The sequence below is a fragment of the Dokdonia sp. MED134 genome, assembly GCF_000152925.2.
In the GTDB taxonomy this organism is placed as follows: Bacteria; Bacteroidota; Bacteroidia; order Flavobacteriales; family Flavobacteriaceae; genus Dokdonia.
In genome coordinates, this window is the sequence record NZ_CP009301.1 from 2,130,076 (window position 1) to 2,145,883 (window position 15,808).

Consider the following 15,808-nt stretch of genomic DNA (forward strand, 5'->3'; position numbering starts at 1 on the left):
AGCGGTATCGTGCATTCTTACAATGGCTAGACAAAAACATATTCTCATCATACGGCTCTCTGCAATGGGAGATGTAGCGATGACGGTGCCTGTGGTTTACGCTTTCGCGAAAGCAAATCCAGACATAAAAATATCTTTTCTCTCAAAGCCATTTTTTAAACCCATTGTAAGCTCCATACCTAACCTTGAATTTGTTGCTGCAAATGTCACTTCAGAACATAAAGGAGTGATGGGTATATGGAAACTCGCGCGCCAGCTGAAAAAGCTTGGTATCACACACGTTGCAGACTTGCACAATGTCATACGGTCTAAAATGCTTCGTACCTTTCTTAATCTGCCTAGTGCAACTCTAGATAAAGGAAGAGCCGAAAAGAAAGCACTCACTAGAGAAAGCGATAAGAACTTTACACAACTTGCAACAACCGCACAGCGCTACATAGCTGTTTTTGACAACCTAGAATTTAAAAACCTAGTTCCAGAGGTTTTACCAAAACCCAATAAAGCGCCAGCAATCATTGAGTTTACAGCAGGCCATAGTCGTAAGTGGCTGGGAGTAGCACCTTTTGCCGCTCACCTAGGTAAGCAGTATCCTCTAGATTATATGAAAATGGTAGTAGAAGGAATAGACCTATTAGATAAGTACGATATCTTTCTATTTGGAGCGCCCTCAGAAGTGACTATACTCAATAACCTCTCAGATACCTGTAAAAATGTAAAGGTCGTAGCTGGAGCACTTAAATTTAAAGAAGAACTTAATCTTATAAGTCAGCTAGACGGGATGCTTTCTATGGATAGTGGTAACGCACACCTCGCAGCAATGTATGGCGTGCCTACGATAAGCCTTTGGGGAGTAACACATCCTTATGCAGGCTTTGCTCCATTTAATCAAGAAGAGCACTGCATAGTGTCAGACAGAAAAAAGTATCCAAAAATCCCAACTTCAATATACGGCAATCTAGTGCCAGAAGGTTATGAAGATGTGATGAAAACCATCTTGCCAGAACAGGTAATAGAAAAGATTAAAGCAACTATCTAATATAACATACTATGCGCGCACAGTAAAATTATACTATATTTGTGGTATATTATATAACTATGAGCACAACAAAACCTACCCTTAACGACTTACTAGGCATTACTCACCCTATTATTATGGCACCTATGTTTCTGGTGTCTAATGTCGCAATGTTAAAAGCCGGAATGGAGAGCGGTATCGCTGCTTGTGTGCCAGCACTTAATTATAGAACTATAGAAGAGCTTAAAGCTGCCATTACTGAGCTTAAAGCGGCAAAAGTACCTGGAGGAGCCTTCGGGATAAATCTTATTGTAAATAAATCTAATATGAAGTACCCTGCACAGCTGGAAGCAGCTTGTGAGCTAGGTGTAGACTTCATTATCACATCTCTCGGGTCACCTAGAATGGTTATCGAGAAGGCAAAACCAAAGGGAATTAAAGTATTTTGTGACGTTACAGACTTGAGCTACTCAAAAAAGGTAGAAGCAATGGGTTGTGATGCACTAGTTGCAGTAAATAATCAAGCAGGAGGTCACAGAGGTAATATCGCTCCAGAAGCACTTATAAAAGAGCTTAATGAAAACTGCGCGATACCAGTAATAACTGCTGGTGGGGTTGCAAACAAGAGCGACCTTGATCGTGCGATGTCTTTCGGCGCGATAGGAGCAAGTATAGGAAGCCCTTTTATAGCTTCAGAAGAGGCACCTGTGTCTCAAGAGTACAAGCAAGCTTGTGTAGACTTTGGAGCAAAAGATATCGTGATGACACAAAAGATATCTGGTACACCGTGTACAGTTATTAATACACCTTATGTTCAAAAGATAGGAACAAAACAAACCTGGCTAGAAGGTCTTCTTAATAAAAATAAGAAGCTCAAAAAATGGGTAAAAGCCATTCGTTTTGCAAAGGGTATGCGTGATACCACAAAGGCCGCACAGGGAGCTACTTATAAAACCGTATGGGTTGCAGGACCATCTATAGAGCAAACCACAGCGATAGAGCCTGTAGCAACGATTATTAAGAAGTTTATATAGAAGTACGCTTTCGCGAAAGCGTAAATAAAACCAAAACCTGTCAAGTCATAAAGATGAGACAGGTTTTTTTATTTAATATACCCTTGTAGCCTAAGATCTTCTACCGAATATACTACCGAAGAAAACCCGTTAGAAAGTACAATGTTGCTCGTAGTAACGTCTAGTACATCTGTATAATAATGGTCTGTGAGTATGATTCCTTTTTTTGCTTTAAGCGAAAACAAAAACTCTTTTATCTTTTCTTTATACAAGGGCTCTATCATAGAGAAAGGCTCATCTAGCATAAGGAATGGGTGATTAAGATTTGCTACAAGTAGCAGCTCTAGATAACGTATCTCACCCATTGAGAGTACGCCCGCTTTTTTTGACGCTATTTTTTCTATAAATGGAGCTCTAAAAATGGCGTCTTGATCATCTCCATCACTATAAAATAGCGGGATGATATCTCTTACTTTTAAATGCTTAGGTAGAAAGCTCTCTTGCGGTAAATACCCTATATATTGCTCTGGAATAATCTTCTTTAGAGATATAGGTGAGCCATTTATGGTAAGTGTTGCTTTAGTCGCTCTTAAGGTGCCAAAAAGTATCTTGAGCAATGTAGATTTGCCAGATCCATTAGCACCAAATAGTCCCAAAATATCACCAGTCTGTAGTGTAAAGGAGACATCTTTGAGCACTTCTTTGCTTCCAAAAGATTTTTGTGCAGATATGAGTTGTAGCTCGTTTATCATACAAAGAAGGATGTAATGATAAGCAAGACTATGGCTAGAACACCATTTATCAAATAGGTTCTTGTGATGAGGTGCCTCTTTGTAAAACCAAGATTATGGTACATATAGTATTGTTGCTTTTGAAAGTAACCAAAGGCAAGAATGCCCAAGCCAGTCCCAAACACACCAAAAACAGCGATGGTTACCAAAACACCATTTATAATGCTATCTCGAGCAGGAACTGTCGCGAGTCCAAATAAAATGCAGACTGCAGCAGCATATAATGTTACGTCACGATAAAAGTTCCACATAGGTTAAAAATAGATAATCTCCTTTTAAGGTAGGGGTTACCTACTTTAATAGCATAAAAAAACCTGCCTGTTGTATAACGGGCAGGTTTTTAAAAATGTTATAACCTCAATTATATATCATCATAATCTACCACAATTCTAGCTGAGGTAGGATGCGCCTGGCAGGTAAGGATAAGTCCCTCTGCAACCTCTGCATCTGTAAGAATTTGATTTTGTGACATCACAGCAGTACCTTCTGTTACTCGTGCGATACAGCTACTACATACGCCGCCTTGACAAGAGTGTGGTGCGTCTATATCTTCATCTAGCGATGCGTCAAGAATGTTTGTCTCTTGATCCATTGTAAACTCAAATTCCTCATCGTCACAAAGTACTTTTATAGCCGTTTTACCATCTAGAGGCGCCTCGATCTCTGTAGTTTCTGTGCTTGCTGTAAAGAGTTCAAAATGTATGGCAGTGTCTGCAACTTCATTTTCTTTCAGAACTTTAGTTACTTCATTAATCATTGCCTCTGGACCACATAAAAAGTAATCGTCAAAGTTGTTTTCGGCATATTTATTTTTTACCACAAAGTTTACCGTAGATTTCATAATACGGCCAAAGTGTGCGCCATCTACACGCGACTGCGAGTAAATAGACTCTATAGAGAAGCGATCTGTATATTGTGATCTCAAGGCTTGTAACTCGTCTATAAACATTGCCTCCTCTGGCGTTCGGTTCCCAAAGACTAGTACAAAAGTGCTATCTGGAGATTGAGTAAGGGTTGTCTTTATCATAGACAGAATAGGTGTAATACCAGAACCTGCGGCAAATGCTGCGTAGTTTTTCGCTTTCGCGAAAGCGGAATTATCTATCTTAAATCTACCCTCTGGTTCTTGTACCTCTAGCGTGTCACCTTCCTTAAGTTCTCTATTTGCATACGTTGAGAACGTTCCGTTTTCTACCTCTTTTACCGCAACGGTAAGCCCTTCTTGAGGTGTGCTACAAATAGAGTAAGCACGTCTAACCTCTGTACCGTCTATCGTAGTTTTTAAAGTAATATATTGACCAGGCGCAAAGGTAAAGTGCTCTTTTAAAGCACCCGGAAGTGCAAAAGTGATAGCAACAGACTTTGCTGTGATTCTTGTAATGGTCTGAATATGAAGTGTATGAAATGAAGACATTGACGTTTTTTTTACAAAAATACAAAGCAATGCGTTTTGTGTGTAACAATACGAGTAGTTTAAATACCTATACCTCGCTAAACAACCGAAAATTATGGTCAAACAATTTGTAAGCCTTGAGTGGAAGGCTTTTTTTAGAAGTCCTGCTTTTGGGACTAACCTTGCACTTAAAATTTTGATGGTTTTTGGAGCCTTATCAATGATTTTCTGGTTGGGTGGTATGGGAGTTCTTTTATATATGGGTCTTGAAAAAGCAGACCTTGAGCCTTTCTCTACCGTAAATACATTTGTTATTTATTACATAGTAGGTGATCTTATATTAAGATATATGGGGCAAAAAATGCCCGTAGTAAATATTAAACCGCTATTACTTTTACCTTTTAAAAAGACTAAGATTGTAAAGTTTGCACTTGGTAAAACGGTGCTTGCCTTCTGGAACTGGATGCACGCTTTTTTCTTTATTCCATTTTCTATTGTTTTACTGGCAAAGGGTTTTAATCCGCTAGGTGTGATTGCGTGGCACGTGGCTATGTTTTGCTTTATATATGCAAATAATTTTATTAATGTCTTTTTAAATGACAAGCTGTGGCTTGTGTTGAGCGTAGGAGCATTATTTGCTGCCTTAGGTTTTGCTCAGTATTATGGATATTTTGATATCACAGCCTTTACACAACCGTTTTTTCAAGGGTTATATGAGTATATGTGGCCTGTTATATTTCCTATAGCATTACTTGTCACAGTAGCAACGGTTGCTTTTAAGTACTTTCTTGCAAGATTATATCTAGATGCAGGGCTGGCAAAAAAGGTGAGTGAAGCAAGTGGTGGAGATTTAGGTTGGCTAGATCGTTTTGGGAAGCAGTCTACTTTTCTTAAAAATGATATTAGACTTATAATGAGAAATAAACGCTCTAAAACTACAGTGTTTATGAGTGTTATGTTCTTGTTTTACGGGTTGCTCTTTTTTACGGGTGCAGTTGAGGTTTATGATGGTCCTTTCTGGAAGATGTTTGCATCTGTATTTGTGAGTGGTGGTTTTCTCTTTAGTTTTGGGCAGTTTGTTCCATCTTGGGATAGTGCCTATTACCCACTTATGATGACACAAAACATCGCCTATAAAGATTACTTAAAGTCTAAGTGGTTACTCGTGGTGATTGCTACATTCTTTTCGGCCATATTATGTATACCCTATATTTATTTTGGGTGGGATATACTTATTGCAGTACTAGTAGGAGCCATATTTAATATGGGTATAAATGCACACCTTGTATTACTAGGTGGGGCTTATATAAAAACACCTATAGACTTACAGAGTGGTAAAAAGGCCTTTGGAGACAAGAGTTCTTTTAACCTTAAAACGCTGCTTGTGAGTTTACCTAAAATGCTTGGACCTATGGCACTTTATGCGATAGGGCACTTTACGGTAGGACCTACTTTGGGCTATGCACTTGTTGCCATAGTAGGGCTTATAGGCTTTGCTTTTAGAGACAAAGTATTTGACCAGATTATAAAAATATATAAGACAGAGAAGTATAAAACGCTTGCAGCTTACAAACAAACAAAATAGAGAGACGATGATCACAGTACACAACTTGTCAAAATCATATAACGGAGTTACAGTTCTTAACCTTGAAGGTTTTGAAATCCCAAAGGGTCAGTCTTTTGGACTTGTAGGTAATAATGGGGCCGGTAAGACTACGCTTTTCAGCTGTCTGCTAGATCTTATACAACCTTCTACTGGATATATAGAAAATGGAGGGGTAAAAGTAAATGAGAGTGAAGACTGGAAGACACACACAGCTTCCTTTATAGATGAAACTTTCCTTATAGGATACCTTACTCCAGAAGAGTACTTTTATTTTATAGGAGACCTAAGAGGAGAAAATAAGGCAGATGTAGATGCATTGCTGGCAACGTTTCAAGACTTTTTTAACGATGAGATTATAGGGAAACGTAAATACTTACGTGACCTTTCAAAAGGAAATCAAAAAAAGGTAGGTATCGTAGCGACCTTAATAGGGAGTCCAGATGTAATTATACTTGATGAGCCATTTGCAAATCTTGATCCTACTACGCAAATACGTTTAAAAGGAATTATAAAAAAGATGGCATCAGATAGAGAGGTAACTGTCCTGGTATCTAGTCACGATCTTCAGCACGTAACAGAAGTTTGTGAGCGTATTGTAGTTTTAGAGAAAGGGAGCTTAGTAAAAGATATTATTACTTCTCCAGCTACTCTCAAAGATCTCGAGGCTTACTTTGCGGGTAATGAAGTTGTAGTTGAATAGTGGCTTAAAATAGGGGTAAAAAAAATGGCCACAATAAAGCGACCATTTCCTAAGTTCCCCAACTTAATTCTTCAAGTTTATGCAACTTGAACAGTAAAAATACTAAAGTGCTAGTTATCAACCGAAAAAACAGCGGTTTTTTTTAAGAATTTTCTTAACTTTTTTTATGACATCCATAAATTATTTTACTAAAAGCAGGATGTGGCGTGAAGAGTCCTAATAAAAAGAGGGAAATCTATGTTTTTTCAAAAAGAAATGTATTTTTACACGCTTCCATACTAAAATGGGTAAATTACAGTTCCTTTTAGTAAAAACACAACAGGTTTGATAATACTCTTAAGACGTATCCTTTGTACAAGTATTCTTGTATTAATTCTTGTGAGCTGCTCTCGCAAGAAAGATTCATTTATAAGTCGCAACTATCACGCGGTTACCACAGAGTTCAATACACTATATAATGGTAATGTTGCCCTAGATGAAGGTAAGAACGCACTTATACAAACCTTTGATGATAACTACTGGGAGGTACTACCTATAGAGCGCATATCATTTGAAGAAAATACATCATTAGGTGAAGAAAACAGAGATCCTAACTTTGTAAGAGCAGAAGAAAAAGCAATTAAAGCCATACAACGCCACTCTATGAAAATAGATGGAGAAGAGCGCAACCCACAAATGGATGAGGCCTTCTTACTATTAGGCAAAGCAAGATATTTTGACCAGCAATTTGTACCAGCACTCGAAGCTTTTAATTACGTACTTGCTTACTACCCTAAGAGTAACAATATTGCTCAGGCTAAAGTCTGGAAGGAAAAGACAAACATCAGGCTAGAAAATAATGAGATTGCTATAGAAAATCTCAATAAGATTTTTAAAGTAGAGAAGAATCTTAAAAACCAAGACATTGCAGATGCAAAAGCAATGCTCGCCCAGGCCTACCTTAATCTAAACAAACCAGATAGTGCTCTTATTTATATAAAGGAAGCATCAGACCTTACTCGTAAGTTTGAAGAAAGAGGTCGTTATAATTATATCAAGGGGCAGCTGTATAATCGTCTCGATAAAAAAGATAGTGCAAATCTTGCTTTTCAAGAAGTAATAGACCTTAATAGAAAGATACCGCGCAAGTATCATATCAATGCACATCTGGAACAAATACGTAATAGTGACCTTACTACAGAAGATACTCTTGCACTAAGAGAGCGTCTAGACAAAATGGTAAGCAATAGAGAGAATAGACCATTTTTAGATAAAATATATTACACAAAGGCTGCCTATTATATGAGCCTAGGTAAAGAAGACTCTGCTATTGCAAACTATAATAAGTCATTAAGGGAGACCAGCACAGATAACTATCTTGTATCACGAGATTATCTTGCACTTGCAGATTATAATTTTGAGCAAGCAGCATATAAAACTGCTGGTGCTTATTACGATAGTATGCTCGGTAAAATAAGCGACCGTACAAGAGAGTATAGGTCTGTAAAAAAGAAACGTGATAACCTTACAGACGTTATTGCATATGAGGATCTTACCCTTCGTAATGACAGTATAATTTCGCTAGTTACAATGTCTGAAGACGATCTAACAGCATATTTTGAAAATTATATTGCAGAGCTTAAGGCAAAAGAAGCTGCAGACTCTATCGCTAGAGTAGATAAAATACGTAACAACGAGTTTTTTAATAGTAACGCTAGTACTCGTAAAAAAACGCAAGCGGCACCTGGTGAATTTTACTTCTATAATGATGTAGCCGTTGCCTATGGTAAACAAGCCTTTGAGCGCAGATGGGGTAAAAGAAGACTAGCAGATGGATGGCGCCTCTCATCAAAACAAACTCCAGCTAGTAACGGAGGTCCCTTGCCGGTAGTACTCCAAGAAGAAGAGGAGACACAAAAGAAAACTGCACAAGACTATATTGCAACACTACCTAGAGATAAAACTCAAATAGATAGCCTCATTAAAGAGCGAGACTTTGCATACTTTCAACTAGGGCTTATTTATAAAGAAAAGTTTAAAGAATATCCTTTGGCAGCAAGTCGTTTAGAAAAGCTATTAAGTTTCAAACCTGATGAGAAACTTGTGTTACCAGCTACCTATAACTTGTATCAAGTGTATGATTCTATGGGCGCTTTCGCGAAAGCGGAAACCTATAAAAATGAGATTACCACAAAGTATCCAGACTCTCGTTATGCTACAAGAATAAATAATCCTAACACAGCACTCGAGGCCGATGCAGAGGCTCCAGAAGAAATTTATAAAGGGTTATACAAGCGTTTTCAAAACCAGGAATATGCAGGTCTTCTCTCAGATCTAGAAGTGAAAATTGATCAACTTTATGGAGATCCATATTTACCTAAATTTGAACTGCTTAAAGCAACCGTATTGGGCAGATACAAGGGGTATGATGCTTACAAAGAGAGCCTTAATTATGTAGCACTTACCTACCCACGTACAGAAGAAGGTAAGAAAGCTCAAAACTTATTGCGCAATGCTTTGCCTACAATGAAGTTTGAAAACTTTGATGACGAGGCAATTTCTATAAACTATAAGGTGCTATACTCGTTTACAAGTTCTGACGTGCAGGGAGCGCGCGATTTTCAGAAGAGGCTTGTAGAGAGCTTTGAAAAGATAGGTTACACACAGTTTTCTACCTCTATAGATGTATATAATGAGAATGAGTCTTTTGTAGTAATACACTTTTTAGACAGTAGAAATCAAGCCGAAGGCCTTGTTGAATTACTTGCGGTAAATGATGAGGTGAGAATTACACGACCTAGTACTATTATTGCTTCAGAAAATTACAAGATCATCCAAGTACATAAAAACTTTGATGCTTATAAGGCACAAAAAACAAATTGAGATTAAAAAATAACCCCCTTACAGATGTTTTCAGATAACAAAAAAGGAAAAGGACCAGCTCTTACAAACCAGCAAAACCGCATTAGTCAAGGCACTACTCTTAAAGGAGATGTAACCTCAGAAGGAGGTTTTCGTATAGATGGTGTTATAGAAGGCAATATAACTGCTCCAAATAAAATTGTGGTGGGCAAAACAGGTGTTGTAACTGGCACTATAATTTGCAATGATGCAGATGTAGAGGGTAAAATTGTAGGTAGATTAGAGATTAAAAATTTACTATCTATAAAGACCTCTGCACATATAGAAGGAGAAGTAATCACTGGTAAGCTTGCTGTAGAGCCTGGAGCTACATTTAATGCATCTTGTGAGATGAAAGGTAATCTTAAATCACTTTCTAATGCCAAAGGAAAAGGAGAACGCTCCGCTTAAAAACTGGGCACGATTTTCTACTATTGCCCTGCAGATGGGAGTGACTATATACTTAGGTAATTTACTAGGTGAGTGGCTAGATCAAAAATTTGAAACTTCATACTTAGAAAAAACAGTTACACTCTTTGCTATTTTTCTATCTATTTACTTCGTCATAAAAGGGGTAATGCGTCTCAATAAATAAGTGTTGATTAAAAAATTAATTCTTTATACACTGGGTGTTATAAGCTTATTTCTTATTAGTTATAACGTTCACTATTATCTCACATTAAAATTTGAGATATATCATCCATACAGTTTATGGAGTGTATACATATTTCAAGCAGTAGCATCTTATGTACTTGTGGTAGTCTTTGAGCTACTTGCCTCGCTCACAAAAGAGTTTAAAGATCAATTAGGTTTTTTATACTTAGGATCTATGGCGGTAAAAGTTTTATTCTTTTGTGTTCTTTTTAGAGATGTTATTTTTTTTGGACCTGATTTGAGTAAAATAGACAGTGTTTCTCTACTGTTACCCATCTTCATATTTATCTTTTACGAGGTAATTGTTATTGTGAAAATCTTGAATAGAGAGACTCAAAATTGAAATAATTACGAAATCTATTTTATTTTGAAGAAAATGAGTACTTTTGCACAGAATTTTAGGCCACGTCATTTATTGAAAATATTGGAATGAAAATAGCATCAAAATCGATTTCATTTTTAACATTAGTTCTTGTGCTTTTGACTTCTTTTTCTGTTTACGGAAAAGATGGAGCAAAAAAGGGTGATCCTGTTAATACAAGAACGGAGATTAATGAGTACATACAACATCACTTAAAGGACTCTCACGACTTCCATTTATTCTCAACTTTTGATGATAATGGAGTTGAGCATCACTGGGGTTTTCCTTTGCCAGTAATGTTATGGGGAGAAAATGGCTTTACAGCTTTTATGTCTTCAGAGTTTCACCACGATGATGATGGAACTGTCGTTGTAGAAAAAGGTGATAGTCGCTTTGTAAAGCTTCACGGTAAAATATATGAGCTTAATGCTGGTGAGGCTGCTGTTCAGTTTGATGAAGAGCACCACGCAGTAAATGCTTCAAAGCCTTTTGATTTATCTATCACAAAGAGTGTCTTCGGGATATTACTTATAGGTTTATTAATGCTGTTTTGGTTCTCAAGACTAGCAAGACAATACAAAAACAAACAAGTTCCTACTGGATTTGGACGTGTACTTGAGCCACTAGTGGTTTATGTACGTGATGAAATCGCTAAGCCAAACATTGGTGAGAGCTATAGAAAATTTACTGGATACCTTCTTACTGTATTCTTCTTTATCTGGATACTTAACCTTGTAGGTTTAATGCCATTTGGATTTAACGTTACAGGTCAGATAGCTGTTACAGCGGCACTAGCTGTTATTACATTAGTAATTTATGTATTTAGTGGTAATAAGCACTTCTGGGGACATATGTTATGGATGCCAGGTATTCCTTATGTATTTAGACCATTACTAGGTATTATAGAGCTCATAGGTACACTGGTTATTAAGCCATTTTCATTATTAGTACGTCTATTTGCAAACATTACTGCAGGTCACACTGTTGTAATGAGTCTTGTAGCGGTAGGTATTCTTATGCAAGAAAGCTTATCTGCAACAGGGTCTACTATTGTATCATTATTTTTATCATTATTCATAATGCTTATTGAGGTGCTAGTAGCATTCTTACAGGCTTATATATTTACAACACTCTCTGCACTATTTATAGGTATGGCAGTTGCAGATGATCATCACGATGAGGAGCTGCACGACGAGCTAGGAGAGGAGATTGAGGACACTGAAGTTATCCGTAAGAACTTCACTTAATTAAGAATTTTTATTTGTTTAATTTTTTATATACACTATTATGTCTTTAGCATTAGTACAAGAAGTAGCACCAATGTTCCCAAATTTAGTAGGAGCTGGTCTAGTAGTAATTGGAGGTGGTATCGGTCTTGGTAAGATTGGTGGAGCTGCAATGGAAGGAATTGCTCGTCAGCCTGAGGCTGCTGGTAAAATCCAGACTGCGATGATTATCGTTGCTGCACTTTTAGAAGGACTTGCATTTGGAGCGCTTATATTAGGAGCTTAATCCAGATCAACTCTAAAAATTCAACTTCCTGTAACGGTTGGTTACAGGAGTTGAATTTAATTAAACAAAGATTATAAGAACACAGAACCACTTTTGAGATGGAACAATTATTAGAGAATTTTTCACTTGACCTGTTTGTAAAACAAACAATCCTTTTCTTACTGCTTATTTTCCTTATGGTAAAATTTGCTTGGAAACCTATTATGAGCGCGCTTAATGAGCGTGAAGAAGGAATACAAGGAGCTCTTGATGCTGCAGAAAATGCAAAGAAAGAGATGGCAAGTCTTCAAGCAGATAACGAGAAACTTTTAAAAGAAGCTAGAGCAGAGCGTGAAGCGATGCTTAAAGAAGCTCGTGAGATGAAGACTAAAATGATAGACGACGCTAAGGTAGAAGCAAAAGACGCTGCAGATAAAATGGTAGCTCAAGCACAAGCAGCTATTGAGGCAGAACGTAAGAGCGCTATCGCAGATCTTAAAGGTCAGGTTGCAGCACTTTCTGTAGAGATTGCAGAGAAGGTTGTAAAAAATGAGCTTTCTGATAAAGAAAAGCAACTAGGTCTTGTAGACAAGATGCTAGGTCAAGCAACATTAAACTAACAGATTTTAAGCCGCTATCACTATGAGTAGAGCAGCAATACGATATGCAAAAGCAGTACTAGATCTTGCAAAAGATAATGGATCTGTAGAGGCAGTTTTAAATGATATGAAATCTGTAAAGGCTACTATTGAAGGAAGTAAAGAACTTCGCAATGCCTTAAACAGTCCTGTAATAAAAGCAGACGATAAGCGCGCTGTATTACGTCAGGTTTTTACAGACGGTACAAAAGAGACATTAGGTCTTGTAGATGTTCTTGTAGATAATAGTAGAGCAAATTTACTAGGTGGTGTGGCAGATAGTTTTATTGCAGAGTACAATAAAAGCAATAAGATTGAGAGTGCTACAGTAACTACAGCAGTAGCTTTAACTCCAGAACTGGAGACTAAGGTTCTTGCAAAAGTAAAAGAGCTTACAGGAAGCACGAACGTAACTCTTACAAACGAAATTGATGAGAGCATCATAGGTGGTTTTGTATTAAGAGTAGGTGATACACAGTACAATGCAAGTATCGCTAGCCAGTTAGGCAAGTTAAAAAGAGAATTTAGTAACAGTTTATAAATAAACGGCTCATCGTGAGGTGAGAAAATTTTCGCGAAAGCGGACTTATAAATTTAGATCAAATGGCAGAAGTTAAACCAGCAGAAGTTTCGGCAATTTTAAAGAAACAACTTTCAGGTTTTGAAGCAACAGCTTCCCTTGACGAAGTAGGAACAGTACTAACTGTGGGTGATGGTATCGCTCGTATTTACGGACTTGCAAACGCACAATATGGTGAGCTTGTAGAGTTTGAAAGCGGTCTTGAGGCAATTGTTCTTAACCTTGAAGAAGATAACGTAGGGGTTGTACTCTTAGGTGCTTCTTCATCTATTAAAGAAGGTGATACCGTAAAACGTACACAACGTATCGCATCTATCCAGGTAGGTGAAGGTATTACTGGACGTGTGGTAAACACGTTAGGTCTTCCTATTGATGGAAAGGGACCTATCGCTGGAGAAACTTATGAGATGCCACTTGAGCGTAAAGCGCCTGGTGTTGTTTTTCGTGAGCCAGTAACAGAGCCATTACAAACAGGTATTAAGGCAATTGATGCTATGATACCAGTAGGTAGAGGGCAGCGTGAGCTTGTAATTGGTGACCGTCAGACAGGTAAGTCTACTGTTTGTATTGACACTATCCTTAACCAAAAAGAATTTTACGATGCTGGTGAGCCAGTACACTGTATATATGTAGCTATAGGACAAAAAGCTTCTACTGTTGCACTTATTGCACAGGTACTAGAAGATGCTGGAGCAATGGCATACACAACTATCGTAGCGGCAAATGCATCAGATCCTGCAGCAATGCAAGTATATGCACCATTTGCAGGAGCTGCAATTGGAGAGTACTTTAGAGATACAGGTCGTCCTGCATTAATCATTTATGATGATTTATCTAAGCAAGCAGTTGCATACCGTGAGGTATCATTGCTACTTCGTCGTCCACCGGGACGTGAGGCATACCCTGGAGATGTATTCTTCTTACACTCTAGATTACTTGAGCGTGCTGCAAAGGTGATTAATGATGATGCTATTGCAAAAACAATGAATGACCTTCCAGATAGTCTTAAACCTATCGTTAAAGGTGGAGGATCACTTACTGCACTTCCTATCATTGAGACACAAGCGGGTGACGTATCTGCTTATATCCCTACAAACGTAATTTCTATTACAGACGGGCAGATCTTCTTAGATGGAGATTTATTTAACTCTGGTGTACGTCCTGCTATTAACGTAGGTATCTCGGTATCACGTGTAGGAGGTAACGCACAGATTAAGTCAATGAAGAAAGTATCTGGTACACTTAAGCTTGATCAAGCTGCTTTCCGTGAACTAGAAGCCTTTGCAAAGTTTGGATCAGATCTAGATGCTGCTACCCTTAACGTAATCGAAAAAGGAAAGCGTAACGTAGAGATACTTAAGCAAGCAGAAAACACGCCATTTACAGTAGAGGATCAAATTGCAATTATTTATGCAGGATCTAAAAACTTATTACGTGACGTGCCTGTAAACAGAGTTAAAGAATTTGAAGCAGAATATATAGAGTTCTTAAACGCAAAGCACAGAGGTATCCTTGATACACTTAAGTCTGGAAAGCTTACAGATGAAGTTACAGATACACTTGTAGCAGTAGCAAAAGACCTGTCTGCTAATTATAACTAGTAGAATTTCGCTTTCGCGAAAAATATAATTCAACAACTCCCGCGCAAGCGGGAGACTTGTCAAAATTAAAGACAAATCGTGCCTAGCAAGTCTTACTTGTAAACACGGGAATTTATACAAGATGGCAAACTTAAAGGAAATAAGAAACAGAATTTCATCAGTATCTTCTACGATGCAGATTACCAGTGCTATGAAAATGGTATCTGCTGCAAAGTTGAAGAAAGCACAAGATGCAATTACAGCAATGCGCCCATATTCTGATAAGCTTACTGAGCTTTTACAGAACTTAAGTGCAACGCTAGAAGGAGATTCTGGAAGCAAACTCGCAGAAGATCGTGAGATTAATAAGGTACTTATTGTAGCTATTTCATCAAACAGAGGTCTTGCAGGAGCTTTTAATACAAACATTATTAAAGGTGTAAATGCACGTGTTGCTGCAAAGTATGCTGGCAAAGAAGTGCACCTAGTAACCTTAGGTAAAAAAGCAGATGCTATACTTGGTAAGACTTTTAAGGTAATCGAAAATAACAATGATATTTACGATGATCTTACTTTTGATAACGTATCAGCTATTGCAGAAGACTTAATGGCTCGTTTTGAAGCTGGTGAATATGATCGTATAGACATCATTTACAACAAGTTTAAAAATGCAGCAACGCAAATTGTTACTCCTGAGCAGTTTTTACCTATCGTAGCAACCGTGCAAGAAGAAACAACTGCCACAGCAGATTATATCTTTGAGCCGTCTAAAGAAGAGATTGTAGAAGGATTAATTCCTAAAGCATTAAAGACACAGCTTTTTAAAGGCATAAGAGACTCTGTAGCGTCAGAACACGGTGCACGTATGACTGCGATGCATAAAGCAACAGATAACGCAACAGAGCTTAGAGATGCACTTAAGTTACAGTATAACAAAGCACGTCAAGCGGCTATTACAAACGAGATACTCGAGATTGTAGGTGGTGCAGAAGCTTTAAATAATTAATAACTGATTAAGTGATTTAATTATACAACACAAATTGAAATATGAAATCCCTGGCCATAATGGTCAGGGATTTTTGTTATAGCTTAAATCTAACTATGAC

General features: G+C 37.7%; 17 protein-coding genes. 14 read left to right on the forward strand and 3 right to left on the reverse strand.

The window, feature by feature from the left end; all coding sequences use genetic code 11:
- The first annotated feature begins 22 nt into the window (after positions 1-22).
- Positions 23-1,036 (forward strand): glycosyltransferase family 9 protein, encoded by a 1,014-nt coding sequence (locus tag MED134_RS09345; RefSeq protein ID WP_038598207.1) that lies wholly within the window; start codon positions 23-25, stop codon positions 1,034-1,036.
- Between the two features lie 59 nt (positions 1,037-1,095).
- The gene (locus MED134_RS09350; RefSeq protein WP_038598209.1) at positions 1,096-2,049 is read left to right on the forward strand and encodes an NAD(P)H-dependent flavin oxidoreductase; all 954 of its coding nucleotides are present in this window, start codon (positions 1,096-1,098) and stop codon (positions 2,047-2,049) included.
- 68 nt (positions 2,050-2,117) lie between these two features.
- Here the strand turns inward: MED134_RS09350 and MED134_RS09355 are convergent, their stop codons facing one another.
- The 3 genes from MED134_RS09355 to MED134_RS09365 all read right to left on the reverse strand — a co-directional run bounded on the left by MED134_RS09355 (position 2,118) and on the right by MED134_RS09365 (position 4,233).
- Positions 2,118-2,780, reverse strand: coding sequence for an ATP-binding cassette domain-containing protein (locus MED134_RS09355; RefSeq protein ID WP_038598211.1), 663 nt, complete (start codon positions 2,778-2,780; stop codon positions 2,118-2,120).
- Positions 2,777-3,070 (reverse strand): hypothetical protein, encoded by a 294-nt coding sequence (locus tag MED134_RS09360; RefSeq protein WP_038598213.1) that lies wholly within the window; start codon positions 3,068-3,070, stop codon positions 2,777-2,779. Before MED134_RS09360 ends, MED134_RS09355 begins: the two co-directional genes overlap by 4 nt.
- Positions 3,071-3,180: 110 nt before the next feature.
- Positions 3,181-4,233 (reverse strand): ferredoxin--NADP reductase, encoded by a 1,053-nt coding sequence (locus tag MED134_RS09365; RefSeq protein ID WP_038598215.1) that lies wholly within the window; start codon positions 4,231-4,233, stop codon positions 3,181-3,183.
- Between the two features lie 94 nt (positions 4,234-4,327).
- Between MED134_RS09365 and MED134_RS09370 the strand changes: the two genes are divergently transcribed.
- The 12 genes from MED134_RS09370 to atpG all read left to right on the forward strand — a co-directional run bounded on the left by MED134_RS09370 (position 4,328) and on the right by atpG (position 15,708).
- Positions 4,328-5,797: a DUF5687 family protein gene (locus MED134_RS09370; RefSeq protein ID WP_038598217.1), complete on the forward strand. Its 1,470-nt coding sequence runs from the start codon at positions 4,328-4,330 to the stop codon at positions 5,795-5,797.
- A gap of 7 nt (positions 5,798-5,804) precedes the next feature.
- A complete protein-coding gene (locus MED134_RS09375) occupies positions 5,805-6,518 on the forward strand; it encodes an ABC transporter ATP-binding protein (protein WP_038601132.1) in 714 nt (237 codons plus the stop codon).
- Positions 6,519-6,842: 324 nt separating this feature from the next.
- Positions 6,843-9,380 (forward strand): tetratricopeptide repeat protein, encoded by a 2,538-nt coding sequence (locus MED134_RS09380; RefSeq protein ID WP_052084202.1) that lies wholly within the window; start codon positions 6,843-6,845, stop codon positions 9,378-9,380.
- Between the two features lie 24 nt (positions 9,381-9,404).
- Positions 9,405-9,809, forward strand: coding sequence for a polymer-forming cytoskeletal protein (locus MED134_RS09385; protein ID WP_038598219.1), 405 nt, complete (start codon positions 9,405-9,407; stop codon positions 9,807-9,809).
- The gene (locus tag MED134_RS09390; RefSeq protein WP_038598221.1) at positions 9,778-9,993 is read left to right on the forward strand and encodes an AtpZ/AtpI family protein; all 216 of its coding nucleotides are present in this window, start codon (positions 9,778-9,780) and stop codon (positions 9,991-9,993) included. The genes MED134_RS09385 and MED134_RS09390 overlap by 32 nt, the downstream gene beginning before the upstream one ends.
- Positions 9,994-10,395, forward strand: a complete 402-nt coding sequence (locus tag MED134_RS15465; protein ID WP_038598223.1) for a DUF6168 family protein — start codon at positions 9,994-9,996, stop codon at positions 10,393-10,395.
- Between the two features lie 86 nt (positions 10,396-10,481).
- Positions 10,482-11,660, forward strand: coding sequence for a F0F1 ATP synthase subunit A (atpB, locus tag MED134_RS09400; RefSeq protein WP_038598225.1), 1,179 nt, complete (start codon positions 10,482-10,484; stop codon positions 11,658-11,660).
- A gap of 40 nt (positions 11,661-11,700) precedes the next feature.
- The gene (gene atpE / locus MED134_RS09405) at positions 11,701-11,925 is read left to right on the forward strand and encodes an ATP synthase F0 subunit C (RefSeq protein ID WP_269465683.1); all 225 of its coding nucleotides are present in this window, start codon (positions 11,701-11,703) and stop codon (positions 11,923-11,925) included.
- Positions 11,926-12,023: 98 nt separating this feature from the next.
- A complete protein-coding gene (locus tag MED134_RS09410) occupies positions 12,024-12,524 on the forward strand; it encodes a F0F1 ATP synthase subunit B (protein ID WP_035326314.1) in 501 nt (166 codons plus the stop codon).
- Positions 12,525-12,546: 22 nt separating this feature from the next.
- Positions 12,547-13,083: an ATP synthase F1 subunit delta gene (atpH, locus tag MED134_RS09415; protein ID WP_035326316.1), complete on the forward strand. Its 537-nt coding sequence runs from the start codon at positions 12,547-12,549 to the stop codon at positions 13,081-13,083.
- A gap of 62 nt (positions 13,084-13,145) precedes the next feature.
- Positions 13,146-14,723 (forward strand): F0F1 ATP synthase subunit alpha, encoded by a 1,578-nt coding sequence (atpA, locus tag MED134_RS09420; protein ID WP_038598227.1) that lies wholly within the window; start codon positions 13,146-13,148, stop codon positions 14,721-14,723.
- A gap of 121 nt (positions 14,724-14,844) precedes the next feature.
- Positions 14,845-15,708, forward strand: coding sequence for an ATP synthase F1 subunit gamma (atpG, locus tag MED134_RS09425; RefSeq protein WP_035326320.1), 864 nt, complete (start codon positions 14,845-14,847; stop codon positions 15,706-15,708).
- Positions 15,709-15,808: the final 100 nt, after the last annotated feature.

Coding starts and splice junctions, on each gene's coding strand:
- MED134_RS09350 (WP_038598209.1), top strand. CDS start 1,096: ATGAGCACAACAAAACCTACCCTTAACGACTTACTAGGCATTACTCAC.
- MED134_RS09385 (WP_038598219.1), top strand. CDS start 9,405: ATGTTTTCAGATAACAAAAAAGGAAAAGGACCAGCTCTTACAAACCAG.
- MED134_RS09370 (WP_038598217.1), top strand. CDS start 4,328: ATGGTCAAACAATTTGTAAGCCTTGAGTGGAAGGCTTTTTTTAGAAGT.
- atpA (WP_038598227.1), top strand. CDS start 13,146: ATGGCAGAAGTTAAACCAGCAGAAGTTTCGGCAATTTTAAAGAAACAA.
- atpH (WP_035326316.1), top strand. CDS start 12,547: ATGAGTAGAGCAGCAATACGATATGCAAAAGCAGTACTAGATCTTGCA.
- MED134_RS09345 (WP_038598207.1), top strand. CDS start 23: ATGGCTAGACAAAAACATATTCTCATCATACGGCTCTCTGCAATGGGA.
- atpE (WP_269465683.1), top strand. CDS start 11,701: ATGTCTTTAGCATTAGTACAAGAAGTAGCACCAATGTTCCCAAATTTA.
- MED134_RS09365 (WP_038598215.1), bottom strand. CDS start 4,233: ATGTCTTCATTTCATACACTTCATATTCAGACCATTACAAGAATCACA.
- MED134_RS09360 (WP_038598213.1), bottom strand. CDS start 3,070: ATGTGGAACTTTTATCGTGACGTAACATTATATGCTGCTGCAGTCTGC.
- MED134_RS09410 (WP_035326314.1), top strand. CDS start 12,024: ATGGAACAATTATTAGAGAATTTTTCACTTGACCTGTTTGTAAAACAA.
- MED134_RS09390 (WP_038598221.1), top strand. CDS start 9,778: ATGCCAAAGGAAAAGGAGAACGCTCCGCTTAAAAACTGGGCACGATTT.
- MED134_RS09355 (WP_038598211.1), bottom strand. CDS start 2,780: ATGATAAACGAGCTACAACTCATATCTGCACAAAAATCTTTTGGAAGC.
- atpG (WP_035326320.1), top strand. CDS start 14,845: ATGGCAAACTTAAAGGAAATAAGAAACAGAATTTCATCAGTATCTTCT.
- MED134_RS09375 (WP_038601132.1), top strand. CDS start 5,805: ATGATCACAGTACACAACTTGTCAAAATCATATAACGGAGTTACAGTT.
- atpB (WP_038598225.1), top strand. CDS start 10,482: ATGAAAATAGCATCAAAATCGATTTCATTTTTAACATTAGTTCTTGTG.